General features: G+C 39.2%; 14 protein-coding genes and 1 tRNA gene. 7 read left to right on the plus strand and 8 right to left on the minus strand.

The features are described 5' to 3' along the window. Nucleotides 1–26: 26 nt before the first annotated feature. Complete coding sequence (prpF, locus tag A9J31_RS04060; protein ID WP_067762686.1) at nt 27–1217, minus strand: 2-methylaconitate cis-trans isomerase PrpF; 1191 nt, start codon at nt 1215–1217, stop codon at nt 27–29. Nucleotides 1218–1548: 331 nt separating this feature from the next. Here prpF and A9J31_RS04065 point away from each other — a divergent pair, with 331 nt between their 5' ends. The 5 genes from A9J31_RS04065 to A9J31_RS04085 all read left to right on the plus strand — a co-directional run bounded on the left by A9J31_RS04065 (nt 1549) and on the right by A9J31_RS04085 (nt 8041). Further along, nucleotides 1549–2937, plus strand: a complete 1389-nt coding sequence (locus A9J31_RS04065; RefSeq protein WP_150923027.1) for an amino acid permease — start codon at nt 1549–1551, stop codon at nt 2935–2937. A gap of 73 nt (nt 2938–3010) precedes the next feature. Beyond that, a tRNA-Arg gene (locus A9J31_RS04070) sits at nt 3011–3086 on the plus strand. Between the two features lie 509 nt (nt 3087–3595). Then, nucleotides 3596–4849 (plus strand): OmpP1/FadL family transporter, encoded by a 1254-nt coding sequence (locus A9J31_RS04075; protein ID WP_067762688.1) that lies wholly within the window; start codon nt 3596–3598, stop codon nt 4847–4849. Nucleotides 4850–5158: 309 nt separating this feature from the next. Next, complete coding sequence (locus tag A9J31_RS04080; protein WP_067762689.1) at nt 5159–6310, plus strand: OmpP1/FadL family transporter; 1152 nt, start codon at nt 5159–5161, stop codon at nt 6308–6310. 360 nt (nt 6311–6670) lie between these two features. Further along, entirely contained in the window at nt 6671–8041 is a 1371-nt protein-coding gene (locus tag A9J31_RS04085; protein WP_067762690.1) for an OmpP1/FadL family transporter, read from the plus strand. A 73-nt stretch (nt 8042–8114) separates the two neighbouring features. On the opposite strand, the gene thrH is transcribed toward A9J31_RS04085, so the two are convergent. Continuing rightward, entirely contained in the window at nt 8115–8732 is a 618-nt protein-coding gene (gene thrH / locus A9J31_RS04090; protein WP_067762691.1) for a bifunctional phosphoserine phosphatase/homoserine phosphotransferase ThrH, read from the minus strand. A 200-nt stretch (nt 8733–8932) separates the two neighbouring features. Here thrH and A9J31_RS04095 point away from each other — a divergent pair, with 200 nt between their 5' ends. Next, complete coding sequence (locus A9J31_RS04095) at nt 8933–9667, plus strand: phosphoadenylyl-sulfate reductase (protein ID WP_067762692.1); 735 nt, start codon at nt 8933–8935, stop codon at nt 9665–9667. A gap of 168 nt (nt 9668–9835) precedes the next feature. Continuing rightward, a complete protein-coding gene (locus A9J31_RS04100; RefSeq protein ID WP_067762693.1) occupies nt 9836–11215 on the plus strand; it encodes a WS/DGAT/MGAT family O-acyltransferase in 1380 nt (459 codons plus the stop codon). Nucleotides 11216–11533: 318 nt separating this feature from the next. Here the strand turns inward: A9J31_RS04100 and A9J31_RS15635 are convergent, their stop codons facing one another. The 6 genes from A9J31_RS15635 to A9J31_RS04125 form a co-directional block, all read right to left on the minus strand. After that, entirely contained in the window at nt 11534–11707 is a 174-nt protein-coding gene (locus A9J31_RS15635; protein ID WP_342669161.1) for a PA1571 family protein, read from the minus strand. 143 nt (nt 11708–11850) lie between these two features. Then, nucleotides 11851–13305, minus strand: a complete 1455-nt coding sequence (gene rng, locus A9J31_RS04105) for a ribonuclease G (RefSeq protein WP_067762694.1) — start codon at nt 13303–13305, stop codon at nt 11851–11853. A 42-nt stretch (nt 13306–13347) separates the two neighbouring features. Beyond that, nucleotides 13348–13914, minus strand: coding sequence for a Maf-like protein (locus A9J31_RS04110; protein ID WP_067762695.1), 567 nt, complete (start codon nt 13912–13914; stop codon nt 13348–13350). Continuing rightward, a complete protein-coding gene (gene mreD, locus A9J31_RS04115; protein ID WP_067762696.1) occupies nt 13902–14393 on the minus strand; it encodes a rod shape-determining protein MreD in 492 nt (163 codons plus the stop codon). Before mreD ends, A9J31_RS04110 begins: the two co-directional genes overlap by 13 nt. After that, nucleotides 14380–15237, minus strand: a complete 858-nt coding sequence (gene mreC, locus A9J31_RS04120) for a rod shape-determining protein MreC (protein ID WP_067762697.1) — start codon at nt 15235–15237, stop codon at nt 14380–14382. Before mreC ends, mreD begins: the two co-directional genes overlap by 14 nt. Before the next feature lie 16 nt (nt 15238–15253). Continuing rightward, the gene (locus A9J31_RS04125) at nt 15254–16300 is read right to left on the minus strand and encodes a rod shape-determining protein (RefSeq protein ID WP_067762711.1); all 1047 of its coding nucleotides are present in this window, start codon (nt 16298–16300) and stop codon (nt 15254–15256) included. Nucleotides 16301–16388 lie beyond the last annotated feature (88 nt).

Here is a 16388-nt window from a genome sequence, read left to right on the forward strand (position 1 = left end):
GAGGCTTAATAAAATTTTTATGTAAATTAATCGAGTGTATCCGCTGGTATACGCACCCAACCTTCCATCAATACACGCGCACTGCGACTCATCACTGCTTTTTTAACCACCCATTGGCCATTCTCATTCACCGCTTGAGCACCTACACGTAGCGTCCCAGATGGATGCCCAAAGCGAACAGCTTCACGCTCGCCTCCACCTGCTGCCAAGTTTACCAAAGTACCTGGTATAGCAGCAGCTGTACCAATAGCCACCGCAGCTGTTCCCATCATGGCATGATGCAGTTTACCCATTGAAAGTGCGCGAACTAGTAAGTCTGTATCAAGTGCCGTAATTTCTTTAGAACTAGATGATGTATAGGCTTTAGGTTTCGATACAAATGCAATTTTTGGCGTGTGCTGGCGTTTTTCAGCTTCTGAAATATCTGCAATCAATCCCATTTGCACTGCACCATAGGCCCGGATTTTTTCAAAACGTGCTAAAGCTTTTGCATCACTATTAATGACATCCTGTAATTCAGTGCCGGTATAACCAATCTCTTCGGCATTTAAGAAAATCGTTGGAATACCGGCATTAATGAAAGTTGCAGCAAAACTTCCTTCATCAGGAACCGTTAGTGTGTCCACTAAGTTGCCTGTAGGAAACATTGCACCACCATCTTCACCGTCATCAGCAGGATCTAAAAACTCAATTTGCACTTCAGCTGCAGGAAATGTCACACCATCTAATTCAAAATCACCAGTTTCTTGCACTTCTCCATTGGCCATTGGTACATGTGCAATAATGGTTTTATGAATATTGGCTTGCCAAATACGAACGGTGCATAGACCATTTTCTGGTATGCGTGCTGCATCCACTAAACCATTCGAAATTGCAAAAGCCCCCACTGCTGCTGTTAAGTTTCCGCAATTCCCGCTCCAATCAACAAAGGCTTTATCAATCGATACCTGCCCAAACAAATAATCGACATCGTGATCCGGTTCTGAACTTTTCGCTAAAATTACAGTTTTACTGGTACTTGAGCTTGCACCGCCCATACCATCAATTTGTTTACCATAAGGGTCTGGACTACCAATGACTCGCAGTAAAATTTGGTCACGCACTTTGCCCGCTTGCTGTGCAGCGACAGGTAAATCATCAAGCTTAAAAAATACGCCTTTACTTGTACCACCACGCATATAGGTTGCTGCAATTTTAATTTGGGGTGCAAAACTCATTTTTATTGAATCCTTGGATATTTATCATTGTGTTCTAGCAGACCATTCTTTTCTGCGTATTGGCATCATACAATGTTTAACTGAAGTTTTAACAATCACATGACTTAAGTATAAAAAAACAACACTCAATACCTTTTTCATATAAATGAGACATCCACCAATTCATTTAAAATAAAATTAATCTATTGATTGATATAATTTTAATCTAACAATACAGCTTAATTATTAATTATATTATTCATAAATATTTTTCATATATTTTGAGCTACTAGGCTATTCAATCTTGATCTATTACAATTAACAAAATTAAACCATTCTCGGGATGAGTAACTTGACTACCAATTCCTCCGAACTCAAGCGTGGCTTAAAGAATCGTCATATTCAATTGATTGCCATGGGTGGTGCAATTGGTACAGGCTTATTCTTGGGCTCCGCTCATGTGATTCAATCAGCAGGTCCTTCCATTATATTGGGTTATGCCATTGGTGGTTTGATCGCATTCTTAATTATGCGTCAACTCGGTGAAATGATTGTGCATGAGCCTGTCGCAGGTTCATTCAGCCATTTCGCGTATAAATACTGGGGTAAATTTCCCGGCTTCCTGACCGGTTGGAACTATTGGATCCTCTATATTCTAGTTGCAATGACAGAGCTGACCGCTGTCGCAAAATACATTAACTACTGGTGGCCTCATATTCCTGCTTGGGCATCTGTACTGTTTTTCTTTGTGATCATTACAGCTGTTAACTTAGGCAATGTGAAATTTTATGGTGAATCAGAGTTCTGGCTCTCTATCATTAAAGTAACTGCGGTTATTTCAATGATTGTGTTCGGTTTGTATTTACTATTAACAGCAGATTCAAACTCTACTGCATCATTTAGCAACCTTTGGAATCAAGGTGGTTTCTTCCCAAATGGCTTTGAAGGTTTATTCTTCATGCTTGCCTTCCTAATGTTTGCCTTTGGTGGTATCGAACTGATTGGTATGGCTGCAGCAGAAGCAGAAAATCCAAAAGAAACTATTCCAAAAGCCATTAACCAAGTCGTTTTCCGTATCCTCATTTTCTATGTGGGCTCATTAACGATTCTTTTATCTCTAGTACCTTGGAACCAACTTGACCTTGGTGGTCTAGATAAAAGTCCTTTCGTGATGATCTTCAGTCAATTGGGTATTGATTGGGCGGCACACTTACTTAACTTTATTATCTTAACTGCTGCATTATCTGTATATAACAGTGGTATGTATGCAAACAGCCGTATGCTTTACAGCTTGGCAAAACAAGGAAATGCACCTAAAGTTTTTGCTAAAACCAATAAACAAGGCGTACCAATTCCAGCTGTTTTACTTTCAGCGGTATTAATTTTTGGTTGTGTACTATTAAACTACTTTGTTCCAGAAGATGCGCTTGGTCATTTAATGTATGTGGTGGTTGGAGCTTTAGTCTTGAACTGGGCTATGATTACTATGACTCACCTTCAATTTAGACGCGCTAAACGCATTCTAAACTTCAAGACATCGTATGAAGCACTTTGGTCGCCAGTAAGTAACTATATTGTTTTAATTTTCATTGCTTTGGTACTCTTCATCATGTGGACCCAAGGTTTTATGGAATCCGTTTTGATGATTCCAGTATGGATTACAATCATGTTGCTGATGTTCAACTATCTTAATCCTAAAGATTTGAGTGACATCAAAATGAAAGAAGAGAAAAAAGATTAATCAATTTAAAAAGTTATTGTTTCGGCAATAACTTTTTTTTTAACTCAAATTGGAGTAAATTAGCCACCGTCTAGCGCTCTTAGCTTAACTGGATAGAGCAGTTGCCTCCTAAGTGACCGGCGTGGGTTCGAGTCCCGCAGAGCGCACCAGATGAACTTCCCATCATTTTTTGAAGTGTCTCATCGTCACTTTAGCCATTTTCATGAAATGAGTTACCCCCCTACTATTGAAAACTAATATCAAAACACTTCATTAATTTAAATTTAAAACATTTTTAATTAGTTCTTTTGCATTATTTATTTTACTGTCAATGTGCATTTCGATGCTCATAAGGTCAAAAATGCCAACTTTTTTCAATTCGTTTACGATCTCAGTTAATTTTTAAGTTTTTTTTCGCAGCCAATTAATATTTTTTTTAGAATATTTATTCTATTTTAATCAATGTTTTATTTTTATTTATTAGTACATTTACTCTAAATTATTCATTTTTTATCCCTATTTTTTAAACCTAGAGCATTTACTCTTATTTTAATTGTGCTATTTTTGTCACATGGCGTAACAAATAGGCTAAAACCAAGAAAAAGTTACGCATAACGAATATTTGCAGTATCCCCAAAAAACTAACAAGTTTGATTCGTATCTCAAGGAAAGACGAAGAATGAAATTAAAAACTTTAACTACAGCGATGATTCTTGCAACTGTACCAATGACAGGTGCATTTGCTGCAGCTTTAGACCGTTCAGGTCAGTCTATTTCTGCTTTCTTACAACCAGGGAATTACTTTGAAGCTGGGATTTCTGTTTTAGATCCAACAGTAGAAGGTAAAGCTAAAGCTGCATATGGTGGCGGAAATCTATCTGATATGGCCGGGGATTATTATTTCCCAACAGCAGCAATTAAAGTTCAGCCTACGAAAAATTTCTCATTCGGTTTGCTTTATGACCAACCTTTTGGCGCTGACGCTGCATATTCAACAAACGACCCATTGGTAGGTGCTGGAACAGGCTTATTTCATTTAAATGGTGAAAATACTGAAGTTGAAGTAACAACACAAAACCTTTCTTTTATTGTTGGCTACCAGCCTGTTGAAAGTATCAATATTTACGGTGGCGCAGTTTATCAAACTGTGAAAGGTGATGTCCAACTACGCGGCGCAGCTTATGGTTCTGCAGATGGATTGGGTAAATATAATGCAACAATGAAGGAAGATTCAGCAGTGGGTTGGTTAGCAGGCTTTGCTTATCAAATTCCAGAAATTGCTTTAAAAGCATCTGTAACATATCGCTCTGAAATTGAACATGAAGCATCTACTCGAGAGTATGGCCAAAGTAACGTAATGGCATTAGTTACAAGTAATCCTGCAAATGCAATTTTCGATGAAAATACAACAACAAACATTACTACACCTCAATCAGTAAACCTTGATTTCCAAACTGGCATCATGGCTGATACAGTTGCATTTGCAAATGTCCGCTGGGTAAATTGGAAAGATTTTAGCATCCGCCCAGAAAAATTTGATCAAATTGGCCAAACTTTAGGCGCAATAGGTCAAACGCCAGACAACCCAAATGGCTTTGATTTAGTGGCTTATACTGATGACCAAATTTCAGCAACTGTAGGTGTTGGCCGTAAGTTTAGTGAACAATGGGCTGGTAATGTATCTGTAGGTTATGACACAGGTGCGGGTAATCCTGTTTCTACGCTTGGCCCAACTGAAGGCTATTGGAACGTTGGCCTAGGTCTACAGTTTAGCCCTGCTCCAAATTACTTTATCGCTGGTGGTGTCAAATACTTCATGCTAGGTGATGCTGATGCACAACCTGCGTCAATGTTTGGTACTAACAATTCAATTGCATCATTTGAAGACAATGACGCATGGGCATATGGTTTAAAAATTGGCTATAAATTTTAATTAATTTGTAAAAGTAAGGCCATAGTTCGCTATGGCTTTAACTTTTTTGTTATCTTCTTCTATTATTTGATCAAACAATAAACATTTAAAATTTCTAAAAACGCATAGAAATAATAAGTTTTTTACTCTAATTTTTCATTTAAAAATCATAAAGATAAATATTTACAACTAGAACAATTACTCTAGTTATGCTTGTTTTTTAACTTCTTGCGTTCAATTTTAGAGTAGCAACTCTTATTTACTGTTTTTCTATTTATGTTACTTTCCACACACTGAAATAACATTAAAAGTTACAAACAGGGAAATTGTATGCAACTCAGCAACCTATCTAAAGCTATTCTGATCAGTGTAATGCCTATCACTTCTGTTTTTGCAGGTGGTTTAGACCGTTCTGGTCAGTCAATCTCAGCATTCCTACAGCCAGGTAACTACGCCGAAGCAGGCATTTCTGTTTTAGATGCTGAAGTAAAATCAGATGAATTGAATGTTGATGATATGGCTAAGTCATATTATTTCCCATCAGCGGCAGTTAAAGTTCAGGCTACAGATAAAATCTCTCTTGGCTTAATTTACGACCAACCTTATGGCGCTGAAGCAGAATATGATGCAACATCACCTGTTTTTGGTAATGGTATAGAAGGCACTAAAGTTGATGTTAAAACAGAAAATTTAACTGCTTTAATCGGCTATCAACCTACTGAAAACTGGAATTTCTACGCTGGTCCAGTTTGGCAAACAGTTGAAGCGAATATCAAATTGCGTGGTGCAGCTTACGGTGGCAACAGCAAACTTGGTACGTATAATATTGATGTTGAACGTGAAGAAGCATTTGGTTGGTTGGCAGGCTTTGCTTACTCAATTCCAGAAATTGCATTAAAAGCAGCCATTACTTATCGCTCTGAAATTGAACATAATGCTAAAGCGAACGAAACAACGCTTTTACCATCCCCTTCTTTAAGCGCACTTACATCTTCAGTTGATGCAACTACACCTCAATCAGTAAATTTCGACTTCCAAACAGGCATTGCTAAAGACACATTAGCATTTGCAAACGTACGTTGGGTACATTGGAGTCAATTTGCAGTTAAGCCAACGTTGCTTGGAAATGTAAGTTCAATTCCTGCGCCACATGTACGTCAAAACTTAATTGACTATTCAGATGACCAGTGGTCAGCGAATATCGGTGTTGGCCGTAAATTTAATAGCAAATGGTCAGGTTCAGCATCTGTAGGCTATGACTCTGGTGCAGGTAACCCTGTGACAACATTAGGACCTACTGAAGGTTATTGGAATATTGGCTTAGGCGGTCAATACAGCCCTGCTGAAAACTATTTCATCCAAGCTGGCGTTAAATACTTCTGGTTAGGTGATGCTACAGCGCAAACTGGTGGTAATGAAATTGGTGACTTTAAAGATAATCATGCTTTAGGTTATGGCCTAAAAATTGGTTACCGTTTCTAATAAGATAATCTGTAAAAAAGCCTCTTTATGAGGCTTTTTTATTTTTTATTGTGACACAAATCACTTTATTAGTTTTACCCCATAAAAGATATGATTAATTTATAAAAAATTAATATTTTCATATACTTAAATCTTTATGTAAAAAGTCATCTTGAATAACAATAACTTAAAATATTTTTTAGTATTTTCACTCTATTTTATATAAATCAACAGCTTTTATTTACCATTAGTTCAATTTTAGAGTCTTTACTCTTTTTTATTTATGATGTTTTTCGCACATGAATATGATTAAAAATAATTTACATATCTCATATTTTTATTAACGCATTGACGCGTTTTTTATACTAGGAAAGTAGAAGAATGAATTTAAAAGCATTAACAAGTGCCATTTTATTAGCAAGTTTACCAACCACTGGGGTATTTGCTGCAGCAATGGATCGCTCTGGGCAGTCAATTTCTGCATTTTTACAACCGGGTAATTATTTTGAAGCAGGGATTTCTGCATTAGATGCAAATGTATCAGGGAAAATTCAAGATAATTTCGAACCAGGTGGCGGTACGCCAAGTAAAGGAGCTAGCCTTCAGGGAACAGATCTTAGCGATATGGCTGATTCTTATTATTTCCCGAATGCAGCCCTTAAAGTTCAATTGAATGAGAACTTTTCATTTGGTCTAATTTACGACCAACCTTTTGGTGCAAAAGCTAAATACTCAACTACAGATGCTATTCAAAAAGGTGCTGTCAATTTAAATAATGATGTTGTAGGTGCATTTTACAACAATGGCGAAGCAACTGAGGTTGATGTTAAAACACAAAACCTTTCTTTAATTTTTGGTTTCCAACCAACTGAAAATTGGAATATTTATGCAGGTCCTGTTTATCAGACAGTTGAAGGCGAAGTTAAGCTTCGTGGTTCCGCCTATGGTCCATTTGGAGCTGTAAACTGTAATACACCTACTTGCCAAACTGGATTTAAAGATGAGGCTGGTAAGGAAAAATCACGCGGATATGACGCAAAAATATCAGAAGATAGTGCTGTTGGATGGTTAGCTGGTGTTGCATATCAAATCCCTGAAATTGCACTAAAAGCATCTTTAACCTACCGTGCCGAAATTAAACATAGTGTTGATGTTCAAGAGTCTATGATGACCCATACTACCCTTGGGTTTGCACTTCCAATCTTTAAGCCAAACTATGCATATAAGGAAGCTTCTACTGATGTTACTACGCCACAATCTGTTAACTTAGATTTGCAAACAGGGATTATGGCCAATACCGTTGCTTTTGCGCAATTGCGATGGGTAGATTGGTCGGAATTTAAAATACGCCCAAATAAATTTGGTCAAATGGCTTCTGCTCTAACTCAATATGCAGCTAAAACTGACCGTGGTTTTGACCTTGTTGCATATGAAAAAGATCAAATTTCTGCAAACATAGGTATTGGTCGTAAATTCAATGATCAATGGGCTGGCACAGCTATGGTTGGCTGGGACTCTGGTGCGGGTAACCCTGTTTCAACTTTAGGCCCAACTGAAGGCTATTGGAGTGTTGGTTTAGGTGGTCAATTTAGTCCAACACCACAAACATTTGTACAAGCCGGTGTTAAGTACTTCTGGCTAGGTGATGCAAAATCACAAGTTGCAAGTCATTTCGGTACAGATGAATATGCTGCAAACTTTGAAGATAACGATGCAATTGGTTATAGCTTGAAACTTGGTTACCGTTTCTAAGTTGCTTTAAAAACTTTGGATTAAACAAGAAAGGGCGCTATAAGCGCCCTTTTCTATAACTTGCTATTCAGAATTAAGCTGGAATATCACGCACTGAAGCATTACGGATTGCTTCTTTTAGTGCTGCATAGCCATGAATTGGCGGGAATTGCGGGAATTCTGCAATCACGTTTTCCGGTGCATCAAACAGGAAACCTTGATCTGCTTCACCTAGCATTGTTGTATCGTTATAAGAGTCGCCTGCTGCGATCACACGGAAATTCAGACCATGTAATGCTTTTACTGCTTGGCGTTTTTGATCTGGCTGACGCAATTTATAGGCAGTGATCATGCCCTTTTCATCAGTTTCAAGTTTGTGACAAAAAATGGTTGGCCAGCCCAACTGCTTCATTAAAGGATGTGCAAACTCATAGAAAGTATCTGAAAGAATAATTAATTGAAAATGAGTGCTTACCCATTCTACAAACTCTTTGGCGCCTTCAAATGGCCCCATATCTGCAATTACGTCTTGAATATCGTTCAAACCCAAACCGTGTTGTTTTAGGATATTTAAACGCTGAGTCATCAACACATCGTAATCTGGAATGTCACGAGTCGTTGCTTCAAGTTCTTTAATGCCTGTTTTTTTCGCAAAATTAATCCAAATTTCAGGTACTAAAACCCCTTCTAGATCTAAACAAACGACTTCCATGCACTCTACCCTCTGTTAAGTGAAAAAATTTTTTCAATATCATAGCGGAAGAATAAAAAAATGCATTGTTCTTTTTTAAATCTATTTTTTTCATAAGTATCTATTTTTTAGTGATAAGTGTGTTTTAGCATTTCCATTAAAATAGTTCTGAAATAAATTAATATAGGTTTTAACGTTCCAAGCCTATAGCCAGGACATTCATGACTACCATCCCTACTATTGACCTTGTCGATGCACTTGCATCTGAATATGCAGATAAATCACCTTCTGAGATTATGAAGCTTGCACTGAGCCAGCAAGGTGAAATTGCCATTTCCTTTTCTGGTGCAGAAGATGTTGTACTGATTGATCTTGCATCGAACTTAGGGATTCCATTTCGTGTATTTAGTTTAGATACCGGTCGCTTACACCCTGAAACTTACCAATTTTTAGATACTGTCCGTAAACATTATAAAATTGATATCGAAATCTGTTTTCCAGAAAGTGATGCCGTACAAAAACTGGTGACAGAAAAGGGCTTTTTTAGCTTCTATCAAGATGAACATAAAGAATGCTGTGGTATCCGCAAAGTACAACCTTTGCGTAAAAAATTAGCGACTTTAGATGGCTGGATCACAGGTCAACGTAAGGACCAAAGCCCAGGCACACGTAATGAAATTCCTGTTGTACAAGCAGACCCTGGTTTTTCAGGCCCGGGCAAGCAATTGATTAAATATAATCCTTTGGCAAACTGGTCTAGCGCTGATGTATGGAACTATATCCGTCTCATGGAAATTCCATATAATCCACTACACGAACGTGGCTTTATCTCGATTGGCTGTGAACCATGTACTCGACCTGTTTTACCCAATCAACACGAACGTGAAGGTCGTTGGTGGTGGGAAGATGCAACCCATAAAGAATGTGGTTTGCACGCCGGCAATATGAAAAAATAATCAAGAAAAAACCACTGATAAAGCAGTGGTTTTTTTCAACCTATTGATACACATAATTCCATATCATTCTGGTCTAAAAACGCTATACTGCAATTATCAATTTTATAATTCGAACAATGCTACTCAGATAAGAGTAGCTGTAGAAATTGCAGTGAGGCAATCAACGCTATGCGTCCATTACATCCTATTGATTTCATCTTCTTAAATTTAGAGAAACGACAACAGCCAATGCATGTTGGTGGTTTATTTTTATTCCAAATTCCTGAAAATGCACCCGCTACCTTTATTCAAGACTTAGTTGCAGATATTCGTGATTCCAAATCAATCCCAATCCCACCTTTTAACAATAAACTCAATGGCTTCTTTTGGGATGAAGATGAAGAATTCGATTTAGATCACCATTTCCGCCACATTGCTCTGCCTCATCCTGGTCGTATCCGTGAACTTTTGACATATATTTCTCAAGAACACAGCGCTTTAATCGACCGTGCCAAACCGCTTTGGACCTGTCATATTATTGAGGGTATCGAAGGCAATCGATTTGCGATGTATTTTAAAATTCATCATGCAATGGTTGATGGTATTGCGGGTATGCGTTTGGTTGAAAAATCTTTGTCGCATGATCCACATGCAAAAAGTATTGTCCCACCTTGGTGTGTTGAAGGCCCACGTGCTAAACGCTTAAAACAACCAAAAGTAAGTCGTGTTAAAGGCATTATGGCTACTTTAAAAGGCCAGCTAGATTCTACACCGCGTGTACTTTATGAGTTATCACAAACCGTGCTAAAAGATATGGGACGTAATCCAGATTATGTTTCGAGTTTCCAAGCGCCAAGTTCAATATTAAACCAACGTGTAAGCTCCTCTCGCCGTTTTGCAGCCCAGTCATTCGAATTTTCGCGTTTGTCACATATTGCCAAGTCTTTGGGTGTAACGATTAACGATATTGTCTTGGCAATTTGTTCAGGTGCATTACGTGAATACTTACTTGTACACAATGCACTACCGAAAAAGCCATTAATTGCCATGGTACCTGCTTCGGTACGCTCGGATGATTCTGATATGTCAAACCGAATCACCATGATACTTGCGAATCTAGGTACACATAAAGAAGACCCTTTAGAACGCCTCAAAATTGTTCGTCGTAGCGTATTAAATGCGAAAGAACGTTTCAAACGCATGAATTCAAATCAAATTTTAAATTACAGTGCATTTGTTTATGGTGCTGCAGGTTTAAATATCGCATCTGGTTTTATGCCAAAGCGCCAAGCCTTCAATTTGGTTATTTCTAATGTCCCAGGCCCGCAAGAGCCTTTATATTGGAATGGTGCACGTTTAGAAGCACTTTACCCAGCTTCAATTGTATTAGATGGTCAAGCATTAAATATCACCATGACCAGTTATTTAGATAAACTTGAAGTTGGTCTGACAGCATGTCGTAATGCACTGCCTAAAATGCAGAATCTGTTGACGCATTTGGAAGACGAAATTCAACGATTTGAAGCAATAGTGAATCAAGATGCCCCAAAGTTACAGGCGGTTAGCTAACCGCCTCTTTTCAAATTTCTAAACTCCTCAATAAAAGAACTTCTCAACAAAAAAGCCTTATACATGTATAAGGCTTTTTATAATTTTTCTTATAAAAATAGAATCTAAAAATAGAATCGTTATGTCTTAATTTCTTGAATTAACTCGTTTCAATTTAAAACTGCTCTGAGTTATTTGTGTAGTAATTATCAAGCATCAATTTAAATAGATCACTCATCTATTTTTCTTTTCTAAGGGTTCAATAAGCTCTGCTATTCAAGTTTAATACATATCTTTAAAGGATGCCGCACACTGCAATATAGCCTTTGCAAAATATACTTAAGCTTTAATTGAGCGACATTTTTTCAAAAGCTGATGGCAAGCTGCACGAATCATGCTTGCAGTAATCTGAACTTCGTTACCGCGATCATCAACGATATAACCTGAATGAATTGCTTTCGCCTCAACCACTGTTTTAAGACTGCTGTTCATTACTGCTTTGCTCATACCCATTATACACCTCATTTTGCTAAGCCATTTTTCGTCATTAATATCAAAAAATGGCTTTGGCTATTCGATGTGTCTAGTATTGAAAATTACAGTTGAAAAGTAAAATCTCAGATGTAACAAGTGTTTAACGATATTCTGTTACAATTTCAGCTGAGAATGATATCGTATTGCTCTTGCGTATATAGATTTTCCACTTGGAACTTAATCGTTCTGCTTATAAAGTGCTCTAAATCCGCAACTGCAGGTGCTTCAGCCGTTAACAATCGGTCAATCACAGAAGGATGTGCAACAACGGTAAAGCCACTTTGTGACTCATAAGCACGTGCATATCTTAAGATTTCTCGAAATATTTCGTAGCAAACAGTCTCGGCAGTTTTAACATAACCACGCCCCTGACAAGTTGGACATGAATCACATAATAAATGTTCCAATGATTCACGTGTACGCTTACGGGTCATTTCCACCAAGCCTAATTCAGAGACTTGAGTAATTTTCGTTTTAGCATGATCACGTTCGAGCATTTTCTCAAATTGATTCATCACTTCTTCACGATGTAGCGCTTCTTGCATATCAATGAAGTCAATGATGATGATCCCGCCGAGATTACGTAAACGTAATTGGCGAGCAATAACCTGAGTCGCTTCCATATTGGTTTTAAACACAGTGTCTTCTAGAGATCGGCCACCAACATAAGAACCTGTATTCACGTCAATCGTGGTCATCGCTTCAGTTTGGTCAATCATCAGGTAACCACCTGACTTCAATGCAACACGTGTTTGTAATGCCTTTTGAATATCTTCTTCAACATTGTATAGATCGAAGATTGGACGCTCCCCTGGATAATGCAATAAACGATTCTGCATACTCGGAACGAACTCTTGCACAAACTCACTTAACTTGCCATGAACTTCACGCGAATCGACCTGAATTTTAGACGTATCTTCATTGGCCAAATCACGAATGACGCGTTGTGGTAACGGCAATTCTTCAAATATCAATGATGGCACGACGATACTGCGCTGCTTGCGCTGTATGTATTCCCACAGTTTGGCAAGGTATGCCATATCTTGTGCAATTTCCTCTTCAGGAATGCCTTCCGCCGCGGTACGGACAATGACAGAACCTGGAAGATTATGTTGTTTTTGAATACGCTCAATCATGCTCCGTAAACGGTCACGCTCTTCTTCAGACTCAATGCGCTGCGAGACACCTGTATGACTACCATACGGCATGAGAACCAAATAACGTGAAGGAATAGAAAGATCAGTAGAAAGTCGTGCGCCTTTCGTTCCGAGCATATCTTTCATCACTTGAACAGTAAGTACCTGCCCCGGTTGTAGCAAGTCAAATACATTAGGTGTCGGTTGATTACGCTGCCATACCATATCATTGATATGTAAAAAAGCAGTTCTTGAAAGTCCAATATCAATAAAAGCTGCTTGCATACCTGGCAGTACGCGAACCACTTTCCCTTTATAAATATTTCCCACTAACCCACGCTTCACCGTACGTTCAACGAATAATTCATTGACCGTGCCGTTTTGAATCAATGCCACACGACATTCCATCGGTGTGACATTAATCAACAACTCGTCAGACATAACAAAACTCAAAACATTATAAAAATTCTGGTGTTTCAGCAGTTAATTTAGTGCCTTAACTGTCTGTAATAACTGTACGGTTTCATATAAAGGTAGCCCAACCACATTGCTGTAGCTCCCTTCAATACAAGGAATATAGCGCGCAGCTATTCCCTGAATCGCATAGGCTCCCGCTTTGCCTATCGGTTCGCCCGTTGCCCAATAGCTTTCCATATCATCTAGGCTAAGCGATTGAAATTCAACCTGTGTACGCACTACTATACTGCAAATTTGTTGTTTTGTACGTACGCAAACACCTGAATACACATCATGTTTGCGTCCAGAAATGAGTTGCCACATTTCAAATGCGTGTTGTTTTGATTCAGGTTTACCTAAAATATGATGATCGACACTGAGACTGGTGTCGGCTGCAATGACAATTGCATCGGGATATTCATCTTGTACCGCTTGAGCTTTTGCACGAGCTAGACGCTCGACATAATCTGCAACTGACTCACCCTCATGTACCGACTCATCAATATCGGGACTGAAAATATCAAAGTTTAGCCCCAACTGTTGGAGCAATTCACGACGACGGGGTGAGCTAGAAGCGAGAATTAAATGCGCCATTTTCTGAGTACATAATACAAAATTGGCCAAAGTAAAATGCTAGCCAATAAAGGTTGCCAATGACGTGCAAAACTAAACTGTAGCCCACTCATGACTTGTGCAATCCAGACAAAGAACAGATGTGCCACAATTGAAAGTGCAGCAATTATCCATAGATTTGCAAAGGTAAGTATGCGGCGCTCACGGGTTAAAAACCGCGTTACAAAGGCAATCACGACAAAACTCAAAGCATTCATGCCAAATGGTGCATCGAGTAGTAAGTCTGCAAATAGGCCCGTCCCGAAAGCAAACCAAATACCACACCATGTCGGCTGACACAGCACCCAAAACAACATGACCATCAACATAAACAGTGGACGCCATCCCGAAATATCATAAGACAAGGGATAAACCATCAACAAAGATGCCATCACAATTGAGATGATGATTGGAAATAATGGATCACGCTGTGTATGACGGCTCAGCTTAGCGAGTGACATGTGGTTGCTCCATCGCTAACGAATCTGAAAATAAAACCACAACATGATGACCACCTGCGAGTTGCGCCGCTGGTTTTAAATCAATTTGTGCGAATTCACCCGAATTGTGTCGGCTGACTTTTGACACTGTACCGACTAAATAACCCGCTGGGAAATGTGCCCCCAAACCTGAGCTATAAACTTTTTCACCCACTTTGATGTTGGCGCTGGTTGGTACATATTCCATCTTTAAACGACCTAAATCACCTGTACCCGTTACGATGGCGCGCATACCGGTATGCTCCATACGTACTGATAAAGAATGTTCTTTGTCTGACAGCAACATGACACGGCTACTATGTGGATAGACGTTAATAATCTGCCCCATAATCCCTTTGTCATCGAGTACTGTCTGCCCCACTTTTAACTGGCTGCTTGCACCACGATTAATCACGATAATATGGCGCAGTGGGTCGGCATCTGTACCGATCACTTCTGCAATTTCCATACGACCATCAATGATTAAAGGTGTATCAAGTAAACCGCGTAAACGGGTGTTTTCAGCAGATAATTCAGAAAGTTTTTGTAAGCGGACTTGAGCCTGTAATAACTCAGCTTGCATCGCAGTATTTTCACGGCGCAATTGAGCTTCAGACTTGGTTTGTTGATTTAGCCATTCTCGCGATAACACTGGATAGCTTGCAAGGGCATATATTGGATTATATGCCGCATACAAGACGTCTCTTGCCGGTTGAATTACATGTGGCATGCGCCAGTCGAAAAACAGCACAACCAAACATGTAATCACCGCAATGATAAATGAGCGAAAAGATGGCGGTTGTCTTGAAAACAGTTGCGTTTGCACCCGCCGAGTCCTTTTCTTAGCCTACAAATAACATGTCATGATTTGGGTTATCGAAGAATTCGAGAACCTTACCACCACCACGCGTCACACAAGATAGAGGATCTTCTGCAACTACAACAGGAAGGCCTGTTTCTTTCGCAAGAAGCTTATCTAAGTTACGAAGTAATGCACCACCACCAGTCAACACAATACCACGCTCTGCGATGTCAGAAGACAATTCAGGCGGTGTTTGTTCAAGTGCTGATTTCACCGCAGATACGATGTTTTGTAACGGATCAGAAATGGCTTGAGTTACTTCATCAGACGTAACTGTAATGGCACGCGGTACACCTTCAGCCAAGTTACGACCACGGACTTCAATTTCCAGTGCTTTCGCACCTTCATCAGGAAGCGCCATACCCACTTCTTTCTTGATGGTTTCTGCAGTGGTTTCACCAATCACACAGCCATGTGCTTTGCGTACATAGTTAATGATTTGTTCGTCAAATACATCGCCACCAATACGCAGTGAATCTGCGTAGACACAGCCTTGTAATGAAATAATTGCGATTTCGGTTGTACCACCACCCACATCGACAACCATCGAACCACATGCTTGCTCAACAGGCATGCCTGCACCAATTGCAGCAGCCATTGGCTCTTCAATTAAGCGAACTTCACGTGCGCCAGCGTTATAAACCGCTTCGCGAATTGCACGACGTTCTACCAATGTTGATTTGCAAGGTACGCATACCACAACACGTGGCGCTGGTGGAAATAGACGTTTTTCGTGCACTTTGCCAATAAACTGATTCAACATGGTTTCAGTTACTTCAAAATCTGCAATCACACCATCTTTCATTGGGCGAATCGCAGAAATATTTGCAGGTGTACGACCCAGCATTTGTTTCGCGTCAAGACCTACTGCGGCAACGATTTTTTGTGAACCACTGTGGCGAATTGCCACCACCGTCGGTTCATTTAATATAATGCCTCGTCCTGGCGCATAAATAAGTGTATTTGCAGTGCCTAAATCAATGGCAAGATCCGGCGAAAACAAGCCAATTAGTCGTTTTAGAATCACGGGGACGTTCTCAGTTAAACTTTTATATGGACGCAAGGTGGCAACTTTAACTAAATGTGATGATTTGAACAAGTCAATCGCTTATTAT

Source organism: Acinetobacter gandensis, from assembly GCF_001678755.1.
Lineage (GTDB): Bacteria > Pseudomonadota > Gammaproteobacteria > Pseudomonadales > Moraxellaceae > Acinetobacter > Acinetobacter gandensis.